Genomic DNA, 23,459 nt, shown 5'->3' on the forward strand with positions numbered 1-23,459 from the left:
CCGGCCGCGGTCCACCCGGGACGATGTGGGGAAACCGGCCGCACGGCCCCTCGCGGACCGGCCGGGATGTTCGATACCATCGAACATCCCGGCGGACGTTCCGCCACCTCGACAGGAGGTCCCCGTGCGGCCCATGAACAGTCAGCCGCCGTCGGAGCAGGCCGGCTCCGGTGGCGCCGCGGACGAGAACACGCCCGCGGGCGTCGTCGGCGGCCGGATCCGGCGCTACCGCAAGGAGCGCGGGCTGACGCTGCGCGGCCTCGCCTCCCGCTCCGGGCTGTCCATCGGCTTCCTGTCCCAGGTCGAGCGGGGCATCTCCTCCATCGGGCTGACCGCGCTCGGCAGCGTCGCCAAGGCGCTCGACCGGTCGGTGGCCGACTTCTTCGACGCCGGCACCGCCGCGCCGGACAGCACCGTCTCCTCGCTTCCCCGGCACTTCACGCTGACCAGGGCGGAGACGGCCGCCACGCAGTACGTGTCCGGGCAGCAGACCTACCGCATGCTCTCCGACCGCGGGCCGGACCTGGTACTCGAACCGATGCTCGTGCACATCGCGCCGGGCGGGCGCCGGGAGAACGCGTACGGCCACCGGGGCGAGGAGTTCGCGTACGTCATCTCCGGCGAGCTGCTCTACGAGGTCGAGGGCGTCGAGCACCGGCTGTTCCCGGGCGACAGCGTGCACCTGCGCTCGTCGGTGCCGCACCAGCTCTACAACGACACCGACGCGGTGACGACTGTGGTCTCGGTGGTCACGCCCCGCCTGTTCTGACCCGCGCCCCCGGGCACCACGAATCGCCCTCCGTGTTCACGTAGGTGAACCCGGAGGGCGATTCAGCGTCCGGCGTCAGCGGCCGAGGCGTGCGTCCACGGCGGTCATCGTGTCCTGCCAGACGGCCGAGGCCGGGTCGATGACGGCGAAGTGGTCCCCCGGCTGTTCGAGGTGGCGGATCTCGTCCCCGGCGGCTGCCGCCGCGGCGGCGTAGCGCCGGTTGGCGTCGACGAGGTCGAGGCTGTCCTCCGTTCCCTGCACGAGCAGTGTGGGCACCCCTGTCGGCAGGCGGAGCATCGGGTCGCTCTCGGCGTACCGGCGTGGTGCCGTCACCGGTGAGCCGCCCAGCGCCGCGGCGACCGCACCGTCGCCGAGGTAGCGCCGCTCGCCCTCGGTGAGGTCGAGCACCCCGGCCAGCGACACCGCGAGCGCGACACGCGGCCCGCTCGTACGCGCGGCGAGGTCCGCCGCGGCGCGCAACGCGAGCTGCCCGCCGGCCGAGTGTCCCAGCACGACGATCCGGTCCAGGTCGACCAACCGGTCGCGGGCCGGTTCCCGCAACGCGAGGAGGCCCGCCTGCACGTCCTGTGTGGTCGCGTCCCAGCCGTGCCGGTCCGGGCGCCGGTACTCCAGGTTCCAGCTCGCGTACCCGCGCCGGGCCAGGTCGACGGCGAGCGCGTCCATCAGGTCCGCGCCCCAGATGGACCGCCAGAACCCGCCGTGCAGCAGCACCGCGACCGGCGCCGGTCCGGCGTCCGGGGTGGACGGCAGCCGCAGGTCGCCCCACTGGTCCGGGTCCGGGCCGTAGGCGATCCGGGTGGCCGGCGCGCGGAGGCGGTGCACGGCGTGCCGGATCGCCCAGGTCAGGCCCCACAGTCCCCGCCCGGCCAGGTGGACCGCGCCGGGCACCGACGGCTCGACTGTGAGGTCGTACCAGACCACGCCGGACGGCTGCGCGCCGATCAGGGCACGGGCCGCAGCCGTGGGGCCGGGGAGCACCACCACCGGCTGGTCGGCCGTGGCGAGCAGCGCGCGCATCTCGTCGGCCGAGGCGGCGGTGACGACCTCGCCGGAGACGTCGAGTTCGGCGCAGGTGGCGGCGGTCGACGACGCCAGCAGGGCCGCGTCGGCCACCAGGCCGGGGCCGACCAGGACGGTGAGCCGCACCTGACTCACCTGCGCAGCAGCGGCAGGACGGCCGAGCCGAGCAGGTCCACGCCGCGCTCGTCGGTGAGGCCGTGCGGCGTGCCGAACTCGACCCGGCGCACGCCCGCGTCGATGAGCGCCTGGGCCTGCGCGGCGACCTGCTCCGGGGTGCCGGAGAAGGCGAACCGGTCGAGCACGTCGTCCGGGATCAGCCGGCCCGCCGCCTCGTCCTCGCCCGCGTCGACCAGCTCGCCGACGCGCTTGACCAGGTCGTCGGGCATCTCGACGGTCGGGTCCAGCTCGGCCACCACCGCCAGGTACATGGCCACCTCGGTACGGGCCTTGGCGCGGGCCGCCTCGCCGTCGGTGTCGACGACTGTGACAGCGCCGAGCACGATGCCGACGTCCGCGACGTCGCGTCCGGCCTTCTCCGCGCCCGTTCGCAGCCGTTCGCGGATCACCGGGACCATGTCCGGGTTGGCGCTGCCGCCCACCTTGATCTCGTCGGCGATCCGCCCGGCCAGCGCCGCGCCCTGCGGGCCCCACGCGCCGAGCAGCAGCGGCGGGTCGGGCCGCTGCACGTCGTAGCGCAGGGCGGTGCCGGGGGCGAGCGAGAAGACCTTTCCGGTGAAGCCGCCGCGATCGCCGCGCAGCAGTCGGTAGACGACCTGGACGGCCTCCTCGATCGTGGTCAGCGGCCGCGGCTGCGGCAGGCCGACAGCGCCCAGCCAGGTCCCCCGGGCCAGGCCCAGGTAGGCCCGCCCGTGCGAGGCCAGGTCCAGGGCGGCGATCTGACCGGCGATCTCGTACGGCGCCATCGAGTACGGGTTCAGGCAGGCCGCGCCGAGGCGTACCCGTTCGGTCGCCTGTGCCATCTCCAGCAGCGGGAAGATCGGCGGCTGGTACATCAGGTCGCCGAAGACGGTGAGCACGTCGAAGCCGTGCGCCTCGGCGGCGCGGGCCAGCCGGGCGTAGGCGCCGGCCGGCTTGTCGCTCTGGAGGCCGAGTCCGATCTCGACGGTCATGTCAGGTCCGCCGAGTTCATCGTGCGCCGGCAGGTCCGTTCCACCTTCATGACGAGCCGCTCCTCCGGGTCGGGGCAGATGAAGTGGGAGTCCTGGGCCAGCCAGTCCCCCGGCGCCAGGTCACGCTGCTTGGCGGCGAGGAAGGGCAGCACCGAGGCGAGCGCGTACACGCAGAAGTGCTTTCCCTCGGGCAGCCGCAGGTGGGCGCTGTTCGTCAGTTCGAAGTGGTCGCCCACGGCCATGCCGCACACCGACCGGCCCTCGATCCGGTCGACTGTCACCTTCAGGTCGTAGATCTCCATGTCGCCGTCGGCGCTGTCGCTCACGGCCCCTCCCCCTCGTCGATCCGTACGATGATCTTGCCGGTGGTCCGGCGTTCGGCCAGTTCGGTGAGCGCCGCGGGCGCCTCGTCCAGCGAGACGACGCGGCTGACCGGCGGCCGGACCGCGCCGGAGGCGCACATGTCGAACAGCTCCTGGTACGCGGCCTCGACGGCACTGGCCCGCCGCCACGGGTACTGCGAGCCCCAGGACAGGCCGACGAGCGTCGCGTTCGCCGCCATCAGCCGCAGCGGGTCGACAGGCGGCGGTGCGCCACCGGCGGCGCCCACCGCCACCAGGCGTCCCTCGAACGCGAGGCACTCCCAGGAGCGGGCGAACACGTCGCCGCCCACCGGGTCCACCACGACGTCCACGCCCCGCCCGCCGGTGGCCGCGAGCACGGCGGGCACGAAGTCGTCCGCCGTGTAGTCGATCGCCACCTGGGCGCCGTGGTCGCGGCAGATCGCGGTCTTGGCCGGACCGCCGGCGGTGGCCAGGACCCGCGCGCCGCGGGCGACGGCCAGCTGGATCGCGGCGATGCCCACCCCGCCGGCGCCCGCGTGCACCAGCACCGTCTGTCCGGCCGTGAGACCGGATCGTTCCAGCGCGAACCACGCGGTCTGGTAGGTGACCGGCAGCGCCGCCGCGGTGACCGGGTCGACGGTGGACGGTCGCGGCACCACCACCATGGCGTCCACGGTCACCGTGCTGCCGAGCGCGCCGCGCGGCAGCGCCGGGCAGGCGAGCACCTCCTGACCCAGCAGGTGCTCGGCCCCGGCGCCGGCGGCGACGACCCGGCCGGCCGTCTCCACGCCGGGTGTCATCGGCGGGTCCGGCCGCACCGGGTACTCGCCCCGGCAGAGCATGACGTCCAGGAAGTTCAGCCCGACCGTACGGACGGCGAGCTGCACCTCACCGGGGCCGGGCGGCGGGTCGTCGGGCAGGTCGGCGACCGACAGCACGTCCGCCGGCTCACCGATCCGCCCGGCGACCAGCCGCCGGATCACGCCGCGCCCACCGGTTCCCGGACCAGCTCGGCGTGGTGGTGCACGATCACCCAGCGGCCGTCGATCCGGCGCACCACGTCGGTGACCCGGGTGATCTCCGGCTCGTCGTCCGGGCCGAGCTGCGAGACCAGCTCGTACCGGGCCACGCCGAAGTCGTCCCACACGTCGATGCGCTTGTCCCGCGGGGCGAGCACCGCCAGCCGGGGCCGCTGCCCGACGGCGTCGCGCCGGGCGCGGTACTCGTCCAGCTCGGCCCGGGTCCGCAGCGGCCCGGGCAGGTGCGTCTCCCAGGTGGTCACGTCGGGGTCCAGGTGCGTGTCGAACCGCTGCTGGTCCCCGGCGAGGAACGCGTCGTACATGTCGTCGATGCCGGCGGCGATCTCCGCCGCGCCTGCCTGCGCGAACGTCATCGCGTCTCCTCCTGGTTACGGTCGTCGCGGGCGATCTGCCCGCCCTTCATCACCCACCGCACGTCCCGGAAGGCCGAGGTGTCGGCCAGCGGGTCGGCGTCCGTCGCGATCAGGTCGGCCAGCTTGCCGACCTCGACAGTGCCGAGATCGGATTCCGCGCCGAGCCACCGGATCGGGCCGAGCGTGCCGGCGTGGATGGCCCGCGCGGCGCCGATCCGCTCGGACATGTACTCCAGCTCCCGGATCGAGGCGGTGGTGCCCTCGAACTCCCAGAACGGGGGGACGTCGCTGCCGAGCAGCACCTCCACGCCCGCGGCGATGGCCATGTCGAAGCTCTCCAGGTGCCGGGGGCCGGCGCCGAGCGACCGGCACTGCATCCACTCCGGCACGCCCAGCTCGTCGAAGAACTCCTTGCAGCGCGTCACCAGCAGCGTCGGCACGAGCGCCGTGCCACGCTCGGCCATCCGCGCCGCGACCTGCGGGGTGAGCTGGTAGCCGTGCTCCACGCAGTCCAGCCCCAGCTCCACGGCCGCGGCGATCACATCGGCGGGCCCGGCGTGCGCGGTCACCCGGCGGCCCCACGCGTGGGCGGTCTCGATCGCCGCCGTCATCTCGTCGGCGAAGAGCTGCGGCGTGTGGATGCTCTCGTGCTCACCGGCGATGCCGCCCGAGATCATCACCTTGATCAGGTCCGCGCCGGCCTTGATCTGGCTGCGCACGCCCTGTCGGAAGCCGACCGGGCCGTCGCACTCGAGCGTGTCGTTGCCCTCGTGGCCGTGCCCGCCGGTGCACACCAGCGCCCGTCCGGCGGTGTAGATGCGCGGACCCGGGACACGCCCGGCGTTGATCGCCCGCCGCAGCGCGAAGTCGGCGTGGTCCTTCTCCGCCACGCAGCGCACGGTGGTCACGCCGGTGTGCAGCGTGCGCCGTGCCCCGTCGGCCATGTAGTGGGCGAGGTCGTACGCGCCCATCCCCTTGACGTCGTCGCCGGCGGAGCCGGGCAGCGACAGCGAGAAGTGGGTGTGCATGTTGACCAGGCCGGGCGTCACGTACGCGCCGTCGAGGTCCACCTCGGTCAGCCGGCCGGCGGCCCGCGCCTGCTCGGCCACCTCGGCGTACGGCCCGACGGCGGCGATCCGGTCACCCCGGACCCACACCCCGGCGCCGGTCACGGGCGCCATGCCGTCCACCACGCGGGCGTCCAGCACTGTGCAGTTGCCGAGCAGCACGCTCGGCTGTTCGGGCGAATAGGCGGCACTCACGCGATCACTCCATAAACGTCTCGGGCGGCCCGCGCGGAGACGTAGCCCTCGGCCACGTCCCGTCGCACCGCCTCCGGATCCCGACTCCTCGGGTCACCGTGCCCGCCGCCACCGGCGGTCAGCAACGTCACCCGATCCCCCACCGCCACCGCGGTACGCCGTGTGCTCACCCGGTGCTCCCGGTCCGTGCCCGGGAAGACGACCACCTGGTTCGGCTCCGGCTGCTCGCCGCCGGCCAGCGCCCACGGCGCGCTCTTCGTCTTCTTGATCACCGACAGGAACTCACCCGGCGTCACGAACCGGATGTCCCGCCGCAGGCCGCAGCCGCCCCGGAACCGGCCGGCGCCACCGGAGTCGGTACGGATCTCCAGGCGCTCGAAGAACATCCCGGTCTTCGACTCCAGCACCTCCACCGGCGTGTTGCGCGCCTGGGTCTGGCACAGGTGGTTCGCCGGTCCGATGCCGTCGTGCCGGGGCGTGCCGCCCCAGCCGACCGGGTCGTTGTTGCTGACCGCGAACATGTCGCCGGTGTCCGGGTGCCGGCCGACCATCATGAACCCGGGCACGTCGCCCCCGGAGGAGGCGGCCAGCCGGTCCGGCATGCCCTGCGCCAGCGCCTTGAGGATCAGCTCCAGCGCGACGGTGCCGGTCCACTGGGTGAACGTGGCGGCCGGATACTGCGCGTGGAACAACGTACCGGGCTCGGCGCGTACCCGCAGGGGCGCGAAGTGCCCGGCGTTGCTCTGCTCGTGCGGCGTGGTGACGCCCTTGAACGCGACCCGGCAGGTGGCGATGGTCGCGCCCAGCGGCAGGTTCACCGGCCCGGGCACCGCCGGGGACGACCCGGCGAAGTCCACTGTGAACTCGCCGTCGGCGACAGTGACGGTGACCCGCATCCGGATCGGATCGTCGCTGACCCCGTCGTCGTCGAGCCAGTCCTCGGCGGTCCAGCTGCCCTGCGGCAGCGCGGCCACCGCCTCCCCGGCGCGCCGCGCGGCGGCGTCGATCACCCGGTCGACGACCGCGTCGACCACCGCCGGACCGTAGTCGCGGTACAGCTCGGTCACCCGCCGCTCACCGGTACGCAGCGCGGCGATCTGCGCGTTGAGGTCGCCGAGGACGAGTTCCGGCATCCGTGAGTTGAACCGGATCAGCTCGTGGATCTCCGGCACCGGCTCGCCCCGGGAGTACACCTTCGTGCCGGGGAAGATGATCCCCTCCTGGTGCATGTCCGTGGAGTCGAGCACGTAACCGGGATCCTTGGCACCCAGGTCCATCCAGTGCGCCCGGATGCACAGGAAACCGATCAGCTCCTCGCTGTCCGGCAGCACCACCGGCGCGAACATCGTCGCGTCGTACGTGTGCGCCGCGTTCCAGTACGGGTAGTTGAGCAGCACCACGTCGCCGCGGTGCAGGTTCTCCACGCCGACGTACTCGACGCCCTTGCGCAGGGAGTAGTCGTTGGCGCCGAGGAAGCGGGACAATCCCGTCGACTCCGCGACCAGCCGCAGCCGCCGGTCGTAGACGGAGATGCCGAAGTCGTACACCTCGTAGATCACCGGGTTGAACGCGGTGCGCACCAGCGCGGCCCGCATCTCCTCGGCGGCCGAGACGAGATGGCTGCGGACGACCTCGACGGTTGCCCCGTCGACAGTCGGCTCACCCATCGACGTCCACTCCGTAGACGTCCCGGGCCGCCTCCGGGGAGACGTAGCCCTCGGCCACGTCGCGCCGGACCGCCTCGGGGTCGCGGCCGCGCGGGTCGCCGTGCCCACCGCCACCGGCGGTCAGAAGGGTGACCCGGTCGCCCACAGCGACCGTCGTGCGCTTGGTGCTCACCCGGTGCTCGCGGTCGGTGCCCGGGAACACCACGATCTGGTTCGGCTCCGGCTGCAAGCCGCCGTCGAGCGCCCACGGCGCGCTCTTCGTCTTCTTGATGACGGTGAGGAACTCACCGGGCGTCACGAACCGGATGTCCCGCCGCAGGCCGCAACCACCACGGAACCGGCCGGCGCCACCGGAGTCCTCGCGGATCTCCCAGCGCTCGAAGAACATCCCGGTCTTGGCCTCCATGACCTCGATCGGGGTGCCCCGGCCGGTGCTGCCGGAGACGTGGGTGGCGGCGTCCATCCCGTCGTGCTGCGCGGTGCCGCCCCAGCCCACCAGGTCGTTGTTGCTGACCGCGAACATCTTCCCGGTGTCCGGGTGCAGGCCGACCATCATGAAGCCGGGCACGTCGCCGCCGGAGGAGGCGGGCAGCAGGTCCGGCATGCCCTGGGCCAGCGCCTTGAGGATCAGCTCCACCGCGACGATGCCGGTCCAGAGCGTGAACGTCGGCTGCGGGTAGACGGCGTGGAACAGCGTGCCCGGCTCGGCCCGCACCTCCAGCGGCGCCACGGTGCCGGCGTTCGACGGCTCGTCCCGGGAGGTGAGCGACTTCAGCACGACCTTGCAGATCGCCTCGGTCGCGCCGAACGGCATGTTGATCGGGCCGCGGGTGGCGGGCGCCGAACCGGCGAAGTCGACGACGAAGCGCCCGTCGGCGATGGTGACGGTGACGCGCATCTTCACCGGGTCGTCGCTGATGCCGTCGTCGTCCACCCAGTCCTCGGCGGTCCAGGTGCCCTGCGGCAGCGTGGCCAGCGCCGCGCGGGCGCGGGCCTCACCGTCGGCGATGATCCGGTCGATCGCCTGGTTCACGGTGTCCCGGCCGAACTTCTCGATGATCTCCAGCATCCGCCGCTCGCCGGTGCGCAGCGCGGCGATCTGCGCGTGCAGGTCACCCAGCACCGCGTCCGGCATCCGCGAGTTGAACCGGATCAGCTCGTGGATCTCGCGCACCGGCTCGCCCCGGGACACGACCTTGGTGCCCGGGAAGATCAGCCCCTCCTGGTGCATGTCGGTCGAGTCGAGCACGTAGCCGGGGTCCTTGGCGCCCAGGTCCATCCAGTGCGCGCGGACGCAGAGGAAGCCGACCAGGTCGCCGTCCGCGTCCGGGTCCGCCTCGTCCGGCCGGAACACCGGCGCGAACAGCGTCGCGTCGAACGCGTGCGCCGCGTTCCAGTACGGGTAGTTGAGCAGCACCACGTCACCGCGGTGCAGGTTCTCCCGGCCCACGTACTCCACGCCCTTGCGCAGCGAGAAGTCGTTCGCGCCGAGGAAGAACGTCAGCCCGGTGGCCTCGGCGACCAGTCGCAGGTCGGCGTCGTACATCGACAGGCCGAAGTCGTGCACCTCGTAGATGACCGGGTTGAAGGAGGTACGGATGAGGGTGGCCCGCATCTCCTCCGCGGCCGACAGCAGATAGCTGCGGACGACCTCGACCTGGGCTCCGTCCAGCGTGGTCATGCGGCTTCCTCCAGGGTGACGAGCAGGTATCCGTGGTCGTCGACGGTGACCCGCTGGCCGCTGGGCACCACCGTGGTGGAGGTGCCCTCGTCGATCAGCGCCGGTCCGTCGAAGGTGTCGCCCGGCTCCAGGCGGGCCCGGTCGTAGACCGCGAACGGCACCACCGCCTGCTGCCCGAAGTCGTACGCGTCGCGGTGCGCCAGCAACGCCTGCGACGGGTCGCCGTCGCCGCGCGGCAGGGTCTCCAGCTCCGGCCGGTCGGTGCGCCCGATGCCGCGTACCCGCAGGTTGAGGATCTGGAGCGGGTTGCCCATGGTGTGGCCGTACCGGGTGCGGTGCGTCTCGTCGAACGCGGCGCGGATCGCGTCGCGGTCCAGCTCACGCCCGACGGTGACCATCAGGCTGTGCTCCTGGCCGAGGTAGCGCAGCTCGAACTGCCGCTCCAGCACCGCCTCGCCGGCCGGCACGCCCTGCGCCACCAGCGACGCGACCGCCTCGGCCTCGACGGCCTTGAACAGCTGCTCCAGCTCCGACAGGTCGGCGTCGTCGAGCGTGGCCATCACGGTACGGCTGAAGTCGTTGACGATGTCGGCCGAGAGCATGCCCCAGGCGGAGAAGCCGGACGGCGCGAACGGCACGACCACCTCGCCGATGCCCATCTCCCGGGCCAGCAGCGGTGCCAGCAGCGGGCCGGCGCCACCGAACGCGAGCAGCGCGAACTGCCGGGGGTCGTGCCCCCGCTCGACGGTGATCTGCCGGACCGCGCCCACGGTGCGGGCCAGCAGCACGTCGAACACTCCCGCTGCCGCGTTCTCCACGCTCAGGCCGAGCGGATCGGCGAGCTGCTCCTGGATCGCGGCGCGCGCCTCGGCGTCGCGCAGCCCCATGGTGCCGGCGAGGAACCGGTCCGGGTCCATGTAGCCGAGCACCACCGCCGCGTCGGTGACAGTCGGCTTGGTGCCGCCACGGCCGTAGCACACCGGGCCGGGGTCGGCGCCGGCGCTCTGCGGGCCGACCTTGAGCAGGCCGTGGTCGAGCCAGGCGATCGAGCCGCCGCCGGCGCCGATGGTACGGATGTCGTACGTCGGGATGAGCAGCGGGAAGTGCTCCAGCTGGGCCTCGTACGCGGCGACCGGGTTGCCGCGCTCGATCACGCAGGCGTCCAGCGAGGTGCCGCCGATGTCGAACGTGAGCACGTTGTCGCGGCCCAGCTCGGAGGCGACGTAGGCGGCACCGACGATGCCGCCGGCCGGGCCGGACAGCACTGTGTGCGTGGGGGCGGTCTTGGCGACCGCGCTGGTCATCGAACCGCCGCCGGAGCGCATGATCAGGAAGCGCCCGGAGAAGCCGCGCTCGGCCAGGCCGGCCTCCAGCTCGTCCACGTACCGCTCGAAGATCGGCCGGATGTACGCCTCCAGCACCGTGGTGCTGGTGCGCTCGTACTCCCGGTACTCGCGCACGATGTCGGTCGACAGCGACAGGCTGACCTCGGGGAACTCCTCGTGGATCAGGCGCGCGGCCTCCCGCTCGTGGCTCGGGTCGAGGAACGAGTGCAGGAAGCAGATGGCGATCGAGGTGACCTGCTGGTCCACCACGAGCGTGCGGGCGGCCTCCCGGACGCTGTCCGGGTCCAGCGGCTCCACCACGCGGCCCCGGTAGTCCAGCCGGCCCCGCACACCGGCGGTGAAGCGGCGCTGCACCAGGCTCTCCGGCCGCTGGTACTGGAAGTCGTACATGTGGTCGGACGGCACGTTGCCGCGGCCGATCAGGAAGACGTCCCGGAAGCCCTCGTTGGTGATGATGCCGGTACGGCCACCACGGCGTTCCAGCACCGCGTTGAGGCCGAGGGTGGTGCCGTGGATGAACAGCTCCACCTCGGACAGGTCGGTGCCGAGCGCGGTGATCGCGTTGAGGACACCGTCCGCGGGCCGGGCCGGGGTCGTGGCCGCCTTGCGGAACCGGACCCGGTTGGTGCGAGTGTCCAGTTCCATGGCGTCCACGAAGGTCCCGCCGATGTCGACGGCGAGCCGGATGGGGCGACGGGTCATGGCGTGACAGCCTGCCTTCCGATGAGGGCGGGAAGCTCGGGAACGCGCCAGCAGGCGGCCCGGCTCTCGCCGTACGACTGAAGCTCCTGCTGCTCCGTTCGGCACCGGTCGGTGACGAACGGGCACCGGGCGGCCAGTGGGCACCCGGTCGCGGCGTCGGCTTCCTCCAGGTCCTTGACCAGCTCGACGGCCTCGCCGTCGGACCCGGCCGTCCCGCCGAGGCGGGGGGCGCTGCCCAGCAGCGCGCGGGTGTACGGGTGCCGGGGCGTGTCGAAGACGACGTCCACCGGTCCCTCCTCGACGACCCGGCCGAGGTAGAGCACCACGACGCGGTCGGCGAACCCGCGCACCGTGGCCAGGTCGTGGGAGATGAACACCGAGGCGCGTTCCGCGTCGGCGGCCACGTCGGCGATCACGTCGAGGATCTGCGCCTGGACGGTGACGTCCAGCGCCGAGGTCGGCTCGTCGAAGACGATCAGGTCCGGCTCGCCGACCAGCGCGCGGGCGATGCCGATGCGTTGCGCCTGACCGCCGGACAGCTCGTGCGGGTAGCGCTGGAGGATCGACCGGTCCAGCTCCATCCGGTCCAGCACGGCGGTGACGCGCTCCTCCCGCTGCGCCGGGGACAGGCCGGCGGCGCGCAGCGGCTCGGCGATGGAGTCGCCGACGGGACGGCGCGGGCTGAGCGAGCCGATCGGGTCCTGGAACACGAGCTGGGCCCGGGTCCGGGCCCGGCGCAGTGCCCGGCCCCGCGGACGGGGGCGGCCCGGCTGCTTGACCAGTGCCTGCCCGGCGACCGTGACGGTGCCGGACGTGGGCGCGACCAGGCCCATCACGAGCTTGGCGAGCGTGCTCTTGCCGCAACCGCTCTCGCCCACCACACCGAGCGTCTCGCCCGGCCCGAGCCGCAGCGTGACGCCGCGCAGCGCGTGGTGCCCGCCGGAACCGAACCGGCTGCGGTAGACGACGTGCGCGTTCTCGATCTCCAGCACCGCGGGCTTCGCGTCCGCGCCGGCCGAGACCGCGCCGGACGCTGCCGGCGTGTGCGACGCCTGCGGAACGTCGGCGTCCAGCGGCCGGGTCTGCGGGTGGAAGCAGGCGAGCGACCACTCGCCGCCACCGGGTACCGGCACTGTGGCCGGGCGCCGGGACGAGCAGGTGCCGTCGGCGTGCGCGCACCGGGCGACGAACGGGCAGTTGTGCGGCTCCTGCGTCAGCAGCGGCATGGCGCCGGGGGTGGCGACGACCGGCCGGCCGCCGACGTCCGGCACCGAACGCAGCAGCGCCCGGGTGTACGGGTGCGCGGGCTCCCGCAGCACCTGCGCGGCCGGTCCGCTCTCCACCACGGTGCCGGCGTAGAGCACCACCACCCGGTCGCAGACCTCCGCGATGGACGCCAGGTCGTGCGAGATCAGCAGGACGCCCCGGCCGTCGGTGTCGGCGGCGTGCCGGAACTGGCGCAGGATCTCCCGGGTCAGGGTCACGTCCAGGCCGGTGGTCGGCTCGTCGGCGATCAGCAGCTCCGGCGCGCAGCCGGTGGCCAGCGAGATCATCACCCGCTGGGCCATGCCGCCGGACAGCTCGTGGGCGTACGCGTCGAGCCGCCGCTGCGGGCTGCGGATGCCGACCGCCTCGAACAGCTCGCGCGCCGCCTCCCGGGCCCGGTCGCCGGACATCTCCTGGTGGGTGGCGAGCCGGTCGACGAGCTGCTTGCCGATGGTGCGGGTGGGGCTGAGCGCGCCGCGCGGGTTCTGGAAGCAGATCGCCACCCCGCGTCCGCGGTGGGCGGCGAGCGCGGCGTCGTCCATCCGCAGCACGTCCGAGTCGCCGAACAGCACCCGGCCGGTGGCGTGCGAGCCGCCGGGCAGCAGCCCGACGATGGCGCGGGCCACCATGCTCTTGCCGCCGCCGCTCTCGCCGACCAGGCCGACGACCTCGCCGGGCCGGACGGCGAAACTGACGCCGCTGAGCGCGGCGACCTGCCGGCCGGGCCGGCGGATCGTCACGGAGAGGTTCTCGATCGACAGCATGGTCACCGCCGCTTCGCGTTCGCGCGGTCCTGCAGGCCTTCGCCGAGCAGGCTGAACCCCAGGACGCAGACGAACAGGGCCAGGCCGGGCGGGACCGAGGTCCACCACCGGCCGCCGACCACGTCCGCGGCACCCAGGCTGATCATGGCGCCCCACTCCGCCTCGGGGATGCTCACGCCCAGGCCGAGGAAGGAGAGCCCGGCCAAAGTGAGCATGGCCCAGCCGCAGTTCAGCGGCGCGATCACCCGGACCGGGGTGAGGCTGTTGGGGAGCAGGTGCCGCCAGAGCACGCCGATCGGTGACGCCCCGGAGGTGATGGCGGCGTCCACGAACGGCAGTTCCCGCAGCGACCGCACCTCGGCGCGGACCAGCCGGGCGTACGCCGGCGCGTTCACCGCCGCGATCGTGATGATCAGGTTGATCGTGCCGTTGCCGAGCAGCGCGGCCACCGCGAGCGCCAGGATGAACGTGGGGAACGACTGGAAGATGTCGACCACCCGCATCAGCACGTCGTCGAGCCAGCCGCCGAAGTAGCCGGCGACCAGGCCGAGCAGCGTGCCGACGACCACCGCGAGCGCCACGGCGGCCAGCGCGATGCCCAGGTCGAGCCGGGCGGCGTAGAGCACCCGGCTCCAGATGTCCATGCCGTTGCCGTCGGTGCCGAGCAGGTGGCTGCCGCCCGGCGCGACGAGCGTGTTCGCCGCGTCGATCTCGGTCTCGCCCCACTGGCTCAGCAGCGGCGCGAACACCGCCAGCAGCGCGACCACCGACAGGATGCTCGCCCCGGCGATGATCATGCGGCGGGCGAATCGGCTGTCCCGGTCGCCGCCGGGCACGACCACCGGCGCGGCGGCGGGACCGTCGGGGACGGTTCGCAGCTCGGCCATCAGAGCCTCACTCTCGGGTCGAGGATCGCGTGGACCACGTCGGCGATGAGGAACACCAGCACGTAGCACAGCGCGATGACCAGCACCGACGCCTGCACCACCGGGTAGTCCCGGTAGAGCAGGCCGCGCAGGGCCCACTGGCCGAAGCCCTGCCACGAGTACACGTACTCAACGAGCACGGTGGAGCCGATCGCCGTACCGAAGACCAGCGCGGCCAGCGACGGCAGCCGGACCAGCGTCGCCCGCAGCAGGTAGCCGTAGTGCAGCGTGCGGTCGCGCAGCCCGTGCGCCTTCGCCGCGGCGTACGACTCCGAGTGCAGCACCTCCAGCGCGGAGGCCCGGACGCTGCGCAGCAGCGGGGCGACCACGCCGACCACGAGGGTCAGCACCGGCAGCACCAGGTACGCCGCGGCCGAGGCGATCGCCGGCCCGTTGGCGGTGAGGACGGCGTCGACGAGGTCGGCGCCGGTGAGCGGGGTCAGGCCGGTGTCCGGGTCGACCCGGCCGTTGGGGGCCGGGAACCAGCCGAGGATGCTGTAGCCGACGAGCACCAGCACCAGGCCGAGCCAGAACTCCGGTACGGAGTTGCCGACCAGCGCGAAGATCCGGACGCTGTGGTCGCCGGCCCGGTTGGCCCGCTTGGCCGACCAGATGCCCAGCACCGTCGCCACCACGAGCGCGATGCTCACCGAGATGACGACGAGTTCCAGGGTCGGACCCACCCGCAGCGCCATCTCCGAGCCCACGGAGCTGCCGCTCTGGATCGACGTCCCGAAGTCACCGGTCAGCAGCCCGCCGAGGTAGTCGAGGAACTGCTGCCACAGGGACTGGTCCAGCCCGAAGCGGGCACGGGCCGCGGCGGCGTCCTCCTCTGTGGCGTTCTGCCCGAGGATGCTGCGGACCGGGTCGCCCGGCAGCACTCGGACCAGGAGGAAGGCCAGGACGACCACTCCGAGCAGAACGGGGATCAGCTGGAGTAGTCGCCTGACGACGAACCGGAAGATACGCATGGGTGGGTGAGGTCCCTAGGCCGAAGCGCTCAGGTAGCGCAGGCGGGCGAGGCCGTCCATCGGCTGCACCCAGCCGGCGACGGACTCCCGGACGGGCAGGTTGAAGTTGGGCTGGCAGATGACCACCCACGGCACGTCGGCGGCGAGGATCTCCTGGACCCGCTTCCACAGCGCGTTGCGGGCGGCCGTGTCGACAGTGGTGTGCGACTTCTCGTAGATCTGCTCGATCTCCGGGTTGCTGTAGTTCGAGTAGTTGAGGTTGGCGCCCTTGACGAAGCTCGTCGCCAGCATGTACTCGACGTCGTCCACCCAGAGCTGCCCGGAGGTGATCTGGAGCGGGATGTTCTTCTTCGTCCGCCGCTCGCCGAGGGTGGCCGGGTCCAGCGGGGTCAGCTTGAGCCGGATGCCCGCCTTCGCCGCCTCGCCCTGCACCTGGACGGCGATCTTCTGCTGCTCCTCGTTGTCGGCCTCGAAGACCAGCTCGGAGTCGAGCGACGCCCGGCCGGCGGCGGCCATGGCGGCCTTCGCCTTCTCCAGGTCGTAGGTGAACGGGTAGCCGCTCTCGTCGTAGCCGGGCATGTCCAGCGGGACCGGGCTCTTGGCCGCGCGGGCGTCGCCGCCGTACACGTTGTTGATGATCTGCTCGTAGGGCACCGCGTACGCGAGCGCCTTGCGGATGTTCACGTCGTTGAACGGCGCGGCGGTCACCGACATCTGGATGGCGACCTGGCGGTTGCTGGCCGCCGAGATGACCTTGATGCCGGCCGCCTTCTTGAGGTCCTGGATGTCGCGCTGGCTGATGCCCAGGGCGATGTCGATGTCACCGGCCTGGAGCTGGAGCCGCTGGTTGGAGGCGGCCGGCACCACGGAGATCCGGATGGTCGGCGTCTTGGCCGGGTCCGGGCCCGGGTAGCCGGTGTTCGCGCTGAGCTCGATCTCCTGGCCCTGGGTGGCCTTGGCGACGTTGAAGTAGCCGCCGGTCGGCGGGTTCTTCGCGAACCACTCCTTGGCCCAGGGGTCGCTGCCGCTGGCGTGCTTCTTGGCCTCGACGGAGTCGAAGACGTACAGCGAGATCGCCTGGATCTGCCGGGTCAGCGCGCTCGGGAACGCCTGGTGGAACTCCACCGTGTAGTCGTCGACGACCTTGACCTGGTCCGCGCTGGTCAGGCCGATGGTGCGGTAGACGCCGGCCACGTTGGCCTGGGCGGCGAACGCGCGGTCCTTCGACCACTTCACGTCGGCGGCCTTCATCTCGTTGCCGCTGGCGAACTTGACGCCGCGACGCAGCTTGAGCGTCCACACCTTCTGCTCGGCGTCCGGCTCGAACGACTCGGCGAACGTCGGGGTGATGTTCTGGGTGTCGAGGATCTGGCTGCCGCCGGTGTTGGTGACCCCGTAGTCGATCAGGTACGGGAAGACGTTCTTGTAGAGCATCAGCGCGGTCAGGTCGAAACCGACGAAGTCCTGGTCCCAGCTCGACAGATAGCTGGAGACGGCGATGCGCAGCGTCTTGGCGGAGGCGCCGCCGGACTTGCCGTCCGTGGACTTGCTGCCGCTGTCCGCGGCGCAGGCGCCGGTGGCGAACAGGAGCGCGACGCTGCCACCCAACTGCAGGACGCCGCGGCGGGAGAGCGCGGGCGAGGAGGCGCCCGGACGGGGTGAACGAGCCATGAGAAGCCCTCCTAGAAGCACGAGGCGAATGGCCCGAGCTGCGGACCTACCTGGTGTTCTACCGGATTAGGCACGAGTGAACAATAGGGTGAACGGTGTTCACTGAACACGCCCGCGCTGTGAAATTAGAGCGCTCCCGAAGTGCGGGATGACCCCGGTGTCAGCGTTCACATGAGTTCACCGAAACGTTACGTGCGACGGATCGAACGGGGCCGGAAACGCCGATGACCCCGGGAGGGACACCCGGGGTCATCGTGCGCGCGGCGGTCCGCGCGGATCAGGGGCGGCCGGTCTCCTCGGACGCGCCGGTGATCATCGAGACGATCTCGTTGCGACTGGTCCCGGTGATGTCGCGGACGCCGACCTGGCGTCCCCGGCGCAGCACCGCCACCCGGTCGGCGATACGGAACACCTGGTCCAGGTTGTGGCTGACGACGAGCACGGCGGCGCCCCGCTCGCGCAGCTTCAGGATCAGCTGCTCCACCTTGGCGGTCTCGGCCACGCCCAGCGCCGCTGTCGGTTCGTCCATCAGCACCAGGCCGCTGGCCCAGTGGGTGGCGCGGCAGATCGCCACCGCCTGCCGCTGCCCGCCGGACAGGTCCCGGATCGTCGCCTTCGCACTGGGGATGCGCACGTCCAGCGCGTCCACCAGCTCCTGCGTCTCCCGGGCCATCCGGCGCCGGTCGAGCAGGCGCAGCGGACCGCGGGTCAGCTCCCGGCCCAGGAACATGTTCATGTAGACCGGCTGCGAGTCGGCCAGGGCCAGGTCCTGGTAGACCACCTCGACGCCCTGCCGCCGGGCGTCGGAGGCGTCCCGGAACGTCACCGGGCGCCCGTGCATCTCCAGCTCACCCTCGGTGGGCTGGTACACCCCCGAAATGATCTTCACGAGGGTGGACTTGCCGGCGCCGTTGTCGCCGACCAGCGCGGTGATCTGCCCGGCGGCCAGTTCCAGGTCGAAGCGCTCGATCGCGACCACGCCGCCGAACTGCTTGCGGATGCCGCTCAGCCGCAGCGGCGGGGCGCCCGCCCGGGTCGCGTCGTCCTTGTGGATGACAGTGCTCATCATGCCCTCCCTGCGCTGCGAGCCGCCTGGTTACCAGTGCCGGGGCCGTCGCCCGCGTCGATGTCGTCCAGCCCGATCGGCGCCGAACCGTCGGCGGCGTACACACCGGCCACGGCCGGGGCGCCCGACCGCACGCCGGTGACCCCGGCGGTCAGCGCCCGGGTGACGAACGCCTGCGGCCGGAACCCGAACAGGACCGTGTCGCCGGGTGCGACGCCCGGCGCGGCCGTCACGTCGGCCATCGCGTAGTAGTCGATCGCCTCGGGCGCGGGCATCTCGACGTCGACCAGGTACGCGTCGTCGAGACCACCGCCCCGGGGCACGATCAGCGCCCGGGTGCCGCCCAGGCCGAGCACCGGATCGACGTAGAGCCCGCCGCCGAAGACGTACGCCCGCCCGTCCCACAGGTGGGACACCTCGCTGACGTAGAGCACGGCGGGCTCCTCGACCAGGTCGGTGACCGCGTGCCAGGGCGTCGTGCCGGTGAGCCCGTGACCGGGTTCGACCTGCGTCACGCCCGCCTCGGCCAGCATGGCCAGGATCGCCGCCGACGTCGTACCCGGGGCGTTGATCTCGACGTGCGACCACCCGGCGGCGCGCAACGCCACGGCGGCGGCCCGCAGGGTGCCGAGGTTCGGGGTCGGCACGACCCGCCCGGCGGCCGGATCGAACAACTGGGTCGGGAAGCTGGTGACACCGGCGAACCGGGCGCCGTCGAGGGCGTCGAGCCGGTGGGCGACAGCGACGATCTCCTCGGCCGGCCAGCCGCCCTCGTGGCCCCGGTAGAACCGGTCGCCGGGCGCCGCGATCCGGGCGAGCAGCGCCTGCTCCCGCCCGGCCGCCGTGCTCGCGACGGCCGCCTCCGCGGCCTTGGCGTCGTTGAAGACCGTCCAGTACGCGGGCGCGAGCGCGACGGCGACCGCCGCCTCGTGCCGGGGGATCTGCACCAGGTGACCGAGGTGACCGATGCCGAGCCCGCCGTGCCGGTCGGCGAGCGCGCACTGGAGGTCGACGCCGACCGCCTCGGTGATGCCCGCGTCGCGGACGGTCCGGCAGAAGTCAGGGTTGCGCCCGACCTGCTTGGTCATGGCGTAGACCGACAGCCCGTGCCGGTCGGCCTCGGCCCGGATGGCGGCGGCGTTCGCCGCGACCGTGTCGAGGTCCAGCGCGTAGCAGTTGGCAGGCAGGTCACCGCTGTCGTGCAGGTTCGCGGCGGCGGCGAGCAGGCCCGGGTTGCGGCGTCGCAGCAGGTCCAGAAACATGCGGTTGCTTCCTTCCGGGTCAGCTTCGCCGCTCGCGCAGCGAGAGGGAGACGGCCACCAGGATGATCGCGCCGCGCGCCATCATCTGCTGGGACACGGACAGGCCGGCCAGGATCAGGCCGTTGTTGAGCATGCCCATCAGCAGGCTGCCCAGCACCGCGCCGACGATCGAGCCCTTGCCGCCGAAGAGGCTGGTGCCACCGACGATGACAGCGGCGATGACGGACATCAGGTCGGCCTCGCCGAGGGTGTACCGGGCGCCCTGGAGGCGGCCGGCGTAGAGCAGGCCGGCGAGCGCCGCACACATCGCGCTGCCCATCAACACCATGATCTTGACGCGGATCACCTTGATGCCGCTGACCCGGGCCGCCGCCACGTTGTCGCCGATGGCGAGCGTGTGCGCGCCGTACCGGGTCTGCCGCAGCACGAGGTAGCCGACCACCGCGGCCGCCACCGACCAGAGCACCAGGCCGGGGATGCCGAGGATCTCGCCCTGGCCGAAGAAGGACAGGAACGCGTCGTTGCTGACCGGCACCGACTGGAGGCCGGTGACCTCGCGGGCCAGACCGGCCACCGCGCCCATGGTGGCGAGCGTGACCAGGAAGCTGGGCAGCCGGACGAGGGTCACGAAGACGCCGTTGACCAGGCCGACCGCCGCGCCCGCGGCGAGGCCCGCCGCCACGCCGAGCAGCATGCTGTCGGTCTCGCGCATCGTCACCGCGCCGACGAGCGCGGAGAGCGCGACGACCGAGCCGATGGACAGGTCGATCTCACCCGCGGCCAGGACGAAGACCAGCCCGACCGCCATGATCGTGATCGGCGCGGTCTGGATGACGATGTTGGTGAGGTTGCTCGTGGTCAGGAAGCCGTTGCCGCCCTGGGTGATGGCGAAGAACAGGAACACGACCGCGAAGCCGATGTAGACCACGTAGTCGCGCCAGTTGATCCGGCGCCAGGCCGGGACGGCGCTGGTCTTCACCGCCGCATCGGTGTGGGTCATCTATCGTCCCTCCGCTGTCTGGAAAGAGGTGTTCCGGTGGGCCGGTGCGTCGTCGCGGACGCCGGCCTCCCGGCGGGCGACCGCGACGGCGCCGAGCAGGCCGGCCCGGTCGCCGAGCCGGCTGGTCTTGATCAAGGGGGCGTCCGCGCTGAGCGCGGCGACCCAGCGCCGGACCGGTTCGACGAGTTCGGCCCGGGAGCCGATGCCGCCGCCCAGGACGACCGCCTCCGGGTCCAGGACGGCGGTGACCGCGACGACCGCCAGGGCGATCAGGCGGGCCTCCTCGTCGATGGCCGCGAGGGCGCTCGGGTCACCGGCCGCGGCCCGGTCGAAGACGTCGGGCACGCTCGCCTGCTCGCCGGACACCGCGCGGTAGCGGGCGGCGAGGGCCGCGCCCGCGACCGCCTCCTCCAGCGCGCCCTTCACCTGGTTGTCCTTGTCGAACGGGTCGGTGCCCAGGGGCAGGTAGGAGATCTCCCCGGCCGCGCCGCGCGCGCCGCGGACCAGTTCGCCGTCGAGCACGATGCCCATGCCGACGCCGGTGCCGACCGCCACGAACACGAAGTGCCGGTGGGTACGGCCGCTGCCCAGCCACCGCTCCCCGGCGGCGGCCATGTTGACGTCGTTGTCCAGCACGACCGGGTGGCCCAGCCGGCGGGTCAGCTCGGCCCGCACGTCGAGGGCCTCCAGGTCGGAGACGTTGGGCGACAGCTCGATGGCGCCGGTGGCCGGGTCGGGGACGCCGGGCAGGCCGATCGCGCTGGCCCGCACGTCGGACCAGTCGACGCCGGCCCGCACCGCCAGCTCGCGCAGCAGCGCGTCGATCTGCGCGGCGACCGCCGTACCGCCCCGCGGGTCGGTCGGCTGCACCTGCTCGGCCAGGACGAGGCCGTCGAGGTCGGCGAGCGCGGCCCGCAGCTTGGTGCCGCCGAGGTCGACGCCGGCGACGTAGCCGCACGGACGCGGATGCGCGGCCATCAGCCGACCGTCAGGAGCCGGGCCGGGTTGGCCGTCAGCATCTGGTCGATCGCCTCCGGCGGCACACCGAGCCGGGCGAGACCCGGCACGATCTCCCGGCCCAGGTACGAGTACCCGAGGCGGCCGTGCGTGCCCGGGTTCAGGTACGCCTCGGCGCCGGTCAGGTCCATCGAGAGCAGGATCCGGTCGGCGTACCCGTCCCGGACCAGCCCGGCGAGCATGTCCAGCCGGGCCCGGTCGGGCCGGTGGTACGCGCGCTTGGCGAACTCGCCCTCCGGCGGGTCGGCCGGCAGCGGGGCGAGTACGAAGTCCCAGAACTGCTTGCCGAGCGTGTCGAAGGCGATGTTGACGCCGGTGGCCAGCACGGCCCGCAGGTAGTCCGGGTCGGGGTTGATGTCCAGGTGGCCGATGACGACGCGGGAGAGGTCGGCCTTCTCCTCGCGCAGGATCTCGACCTGCTCCAGCGCCATCGTGCCGTGGGTGGTGTGGGTGTTCACCGCCAGGCCGGTGGCGACGTGGGCGCGGGCGGCGGCCCGCAGGCACTTCTCCTCGTGCGGGGTGATCTCGTTCAGGCCGGTGGCCTGCTCGCCGAAGATGCCGACCTTGATCCCGGTGTCCCCGACGCCGATCGTGGCGTCGGCGACGAAGCGCTCCCGCATCTCGTCCACGCTCGCGGACAGCGCCCAGCCCGGGGAGTACGGCTCCAGGTAGATCGCCGACCCGGCGACCACGTGCAGGCCGGTACGCAGTGCCACCTCACGCAGCAGCGTCACGTCGTGACCGACCACCTCGTACGGGGACAGGTCCACGACCGTGCCGAAGCCCAGCTCCGGCAGGCCGCTCACCGCGCCGGCGGCGAGGTCGGCGCGGTCGTCCCCGGCGCCGCCGGACAGCCACGGCCCGGGCACCAGCGCGCCGAGGTGCTCGTGGCTCAGCACCCGGCCGAGCGACTCGGGAGGCACCGGCCCGAGGACTGTCTGGACGTACCCCATGTGCTTCTTCCTCTCGTCTCGCGGTGGTCGCGGTCCCGGCGGTGGGCCGGGCCGCGTCCGGCGAGGTCCGGGGCCCGTTCGGGGAGGCCCCGGACCTCGCGGCCCGGCGTCAGTTGCCGAGCACCTCGGCCGGGGGCTCCTGGCCGTAGTCGTCGCGCCAGGCGTCGGCGATGTTGTCCTTGGTGGCGGCCATCGGCGATCCGACGACCAGCTCCGGGGCCTTCTTGCCGAGCAGGCCGTACGCGGCGACGATGCCCAGGTTCTCGCCGAGGCGGGTCGAGCCGTTGGCGACGACACCGGCGACGTTGCCGCCCTTGACCATGTCGGCGGCGAGGTTCGCCTCCAGGTCGTTCGTGACGATCTTGACGTCGGTACGGCCCTGCTGCCGGGTCGCGGCGAGCACGCCCTCGGCGGCGGTGGCCCAGGCGACGTAGACGCCCTTGAGGTCGGCGTGGCGGGTCAGCATCGCGGTGGCGATGTCCTCGGTGCGCGCCGGGTCGGAGAACCCGGCCTCCTCGACGATCTCGATGTCCGGGTAGAGGTAGCCCAGCCAGTCCTTGAACGCCTTGTCCCGCTGGTTGGTGAACCAGAAGTCGGCGTCGTGGTAGACGTAGCCGACCTTGCCCTTGCCGCCGAGCGCCTTGCCGAGCATCTCCGCGTTGGCCTTGCCGAACGCGGTCAGGTCGGCGGTGACGATGCCGACGATCTGCTCGCCGGACTTGTAGCCCTTCGGCGGGGTGGTCATCACGACGAGCTTGACGCCGGCGTCCACGGCGGGCTTGAAGGCCGCCGCCGCCGCGGTCGGGTCGACGGCGATGGTGACGATCAGGTCGGGCTTGAGCGCCAGCACGGTCTGCACGTTGTTGGCCTGCCGTGCCGCGTCGAACTCGGCGCTGGTGCTGGCCAGCACCTTGATGCCGAGCTGGTCGAACTCCTTGCGGACGCCGGACTCCACGGCCTTGGTCAGCGCAGAGCCCTCGTGCCAGACGAAGGCGGCGGAGTACTCGCCGTCCTTGACCTTCTGCCGCTCCTCGGGGGTGAGCGAGAGCTGGTCGGCGGCGGTCGGCGTCTCGCCGCCGGGGCCGACGAACGACAGGCTGGGTTCGGTACGCGGGCCGCTCGACGCGCCGCCGCTCCCGGAGGTCTCGTTCGAGCAGGCGCCGACCATGAGCGCCAGGGCGCAGAGCGCGCCGAGGGCGGCACCACGTCTACGGCTGAGAATCATTGC

Annotated in this window: 20 protein-coding genes; 1 reads left to right on the forward strand and 19 read right to left on the reverse strand. The window is 72.6% G+C overall.

Features of this window, described 5'->3' with window-relative positions; genetic code table 11:
- Nucleotides 1-133: 133 nt before the first annotated feature.
- On the forward strand, nt 134-769 hold the full coding sequence (locus BFV98_RS10105; RefSeq protein ID WP_221488115.1) for a helix-turn-helix domain-containing protein: 636 nt from the start codon (nt 134-136) through the stop codon (nt 767-769).
- Between the two features lie 75 nt (nt 770-844).
- Here BFV98_RS10105 and BFV98_RS10110 read toward each other — a convergent pair whose 3' ends face one another.
- From BFV98_RS10110 to BFV98_RS10200, 19 genes are all read right to left on the reverse strand, one after another.
- The gene (locus BFV98_RS10110; protein WP_255368085.1) at nt 845-1,936 is read right to left on the reverse strand and encodes an alpha/beta hydrolase; all 1,092 of its coding nucleotides are present in this window, start codon (nt 1,934-1,936) and stop codon (nt 845-847) included.
- A gap of 5 nt (nt 1,937-1,941) precedes the next feature.
- On the reverse strand, nt 1,942-2,940 hold the full coding sequence (locus tag BFV98_RS10115; protein ID WP_013474653.1) for an LLM class flavin-dependent oxidoreductase: 999 nt from the start codon (nt 2,938-2,940) through the stop codon (nt 1,942-1,944).
- On the reverse strand, nt 2,937-3,266 hold the full coding sequence (locus tag BFV98_RS10120; protein WP_013285158.1) for a TIGR04076 family protein: 330 nt from the start codon (nt 3,264-3,266) through the stop codon (nt 2,937-2,939). The genes BFV98_RS10115 and BFV98_RS10120 overlap by 4 nt, the downstream gene beginning before the upstream one ends.
- Nucleotides 3,263-4,267, reverse strand: coding sequence for a zinc-binding dehydrogenase (locus BFV98_RS10125; RefSeq protein WP_071096002.1), 1,005 nt, complete (start codon nt 4,265-4,267; stop codon nt 3,263-3,265). Before BFV98_RS10125 ends, BFV98_RS10120 begins: the two co-directional genes overlap by 4 nt.
- On the reverse strand, nt 4,264-4,677 hold the full coding sequence (locus tag BFV98_RS10130; protein WP_071096004.1) for a nuclear transport factor 2 family protein: 414 nt from the start codon (nt 4,675-4,677) through the stop codon (nt 4,264-4,266). The genes BFV98_RS10125 and BFV98_RS10130 overlap by 4 nt, the downstream gene beginning before the upstream one ends.
- Entirely contained in the window at nt 4,674-5,939 is a 1,266-nt protein-coding gene (locus tag BFV98_RS10135) for an amidohydrolase family protein (protein WP_071096005.1), read from the reverse strand. Before BFV98_RS10135 ends, BFV98_RS10130 begins: the two co-directional genes overlap by 4 nt.
- The gene (locus BFV98_RS10140; RefSeq protein ID WP_071096008.1) at nt 5,936-7,606 is read right to left on the reverse strand and encodes a hydantoinase B/oxoprolinase family protein; all 1,671 of its coding nucleotides are present in this window, start codon (nt 7,604-7,606) and stop codon (nt 5,936-5,938) included. Before BFV98_RS10140 ends, BFV98_RS10135 begins: the two co-directional genes overlap by 4 nt.
- Nucleotides 7,599-9,287, reverse strand: coding sequence for a hydantoinase B/oxoprolinase family protein (locus BFV98_RS10145; RefSeq protein ID WP_013285153.1), 1,689 nt, complete (start codon nt 9,285-9,287; stop codon nt 7,599-7,601). Before BFV98_RS10145 ends, BFV98_RS10140 begins: the two co-directional genes overlap by 8 nt.
- Complete coding sequence (locus BFV98_RS10150) at nt 9,284-11,335, reverse strand: hydantoinase/oxoprolinase family protein (protein ID WP_013285152.1); 2,052 nt, start codon at nt 11,333-11,335, stop codon at nt 9,284-9,286. Before BFV98_RS10150 ends, BFV98_RS10145 begins: the two co-directional genes overlap by 4 nt.
- Nucleotides 11,332-13,365 carry an ABC transporter ATP-binding protein gene (locus BFV98_RS10155; protein ID WP_071096011.1) on the reverse strand — a complete coding sequence of 678 codons (2,034 nt, stop codon included), beginning with the start codon at nt 13,363-13,365 and terminating at the stop codon, nt 11,332-11,334. The genes BFV98_RS10150 and BFV98_RS10155 overlap by 4 nt, the downstream gene beginning before the upstream one ends.
- A gap of 2 nt (nt 13,366-13,367) precedes the next feature.
- Nucleotides 13,368-14,252, reverse strand: a complete 885-nt coding sequence (locus tag BFV98_RS10160; protein ID WP_030270843.1) for an ABC transporter permease — start codon at nt 14,250-14,252, stop codon at nt 13,368-13,370.
- The gene (locus tag BFV98_RS10165) at nt 14,252-15,262 is read right to left on the reverse strand and encodes an ABC transporter permease (RefSeq protein WP_013285149.1); all 1,011 of its coding nucleotides are present in this window, start codon (nt 15,260-15,262) and stop codon (nt 14,252-14,254) included. Before BFV98_RS10165 ends, BFV98_RS10160 begins: the two co-directional genes overlap by 1 nt.
- A gap of 15 nt (nt 15,263-15,277) precedes the next feature.
- Nucleotides 15,278-16,933 (reverse strand): ABC transporter substrate-binding protein, encoded by a 1,656-nt coding sequence (locus tag BFV98_RS10170; protein ID WP_013285148.1) that lies wholly within the window; start codon nt 16,931-16,933, stop codon nt 15,278-15,280.
- Nucleotides 16,934-17,210: 277 nt separating this feature from the next.
- The gene (locus tag BFV98_RS10175) at nt 17,211-17,999 is read right to left on the reverse strand and encodes an ATP-binding cassette domain-containing protein (RefSeq protein ID WP_013285147.1); all 789 of its coding nucleotides are present in this window, start codon (nt 17,997-17,999) and stop codon (nt 17,211-17,213) included.
- Nucleotides 17,999-19,261, reverse strand: a complete 1,263-nt coding sequence (locus tag BFV98_RS10180) for an alanine racemase (RefSeq protein WP_071096012.1) — start codon at nt 19,259-19,261, stop codon at nt 17,999-18,001. Before BFV98_RS10180 ends, BFV98_RS10175 begins: the two co-directional genes overlap by 1 nt.
- A gap of 19 nt (nt 19,262-19,280) precedes the next feature.
- Nucleotides 19,281-20,261 (reverse strand): ABC transporter permease, encoded by a 981-nt coding sequence (locus tag BFV98_RS10185; protein WP_013474643.1) that lies wholly within the window; start codon nt 20,259-20,261, stop codon nt 19,281-19,283.
- The gene (locus tag BFV98_RS10190) at nt 20,262-21,239 is read right to left on the reverse strand and encodes an ROK family protein (protein WP_071096014.1); all 978 of its coding nucleotides are present in this window, start codon (nt 21,237-21,239) and stop codon (nt 20,262-20,264) included.
- Nucleotides 21,239-22,231, reverse strand: coding sequence for a phosphotriesterase (locus BFV98_RS10195; protein WP_071096016.1), 993 nt, complete (start codon nt 22,229-22,231; stop codon nt 21,239-21,241). The genes BFV98_RS10190 and BFV98_RS10195 overlap by 1 nt, the downstream gene beginning before the upstream one ends.
- A 109-nt stretch (nt 22,232-22,340) precedes the next feature.
- Nucleotides 22,341-23,456, reverse strand: a complete 1,116-nt coding sequence (locus tag BFV98_RS10200) for a substrate-binding domain-containing protein (RefSeq protein ID WP_013285142.1) — start codon at nt 23,454-23,456, stop codon at nt 22,341-22,343.
- Nucleotides 23,457-23,459 lie beyond the last annotated feature (3 nt).

This window comes from Micromonospora sp. WMMB235 (assembly GCF_001855515.1).
In the GTDB taxonomy this organism is placed as follows: domain Bacteria; phylum Actinomycetota; class Actinomycetes; order Mycobacteriales; family Micromonosporaceae; genus Micromonospora; species Micromonospora aurantiaca.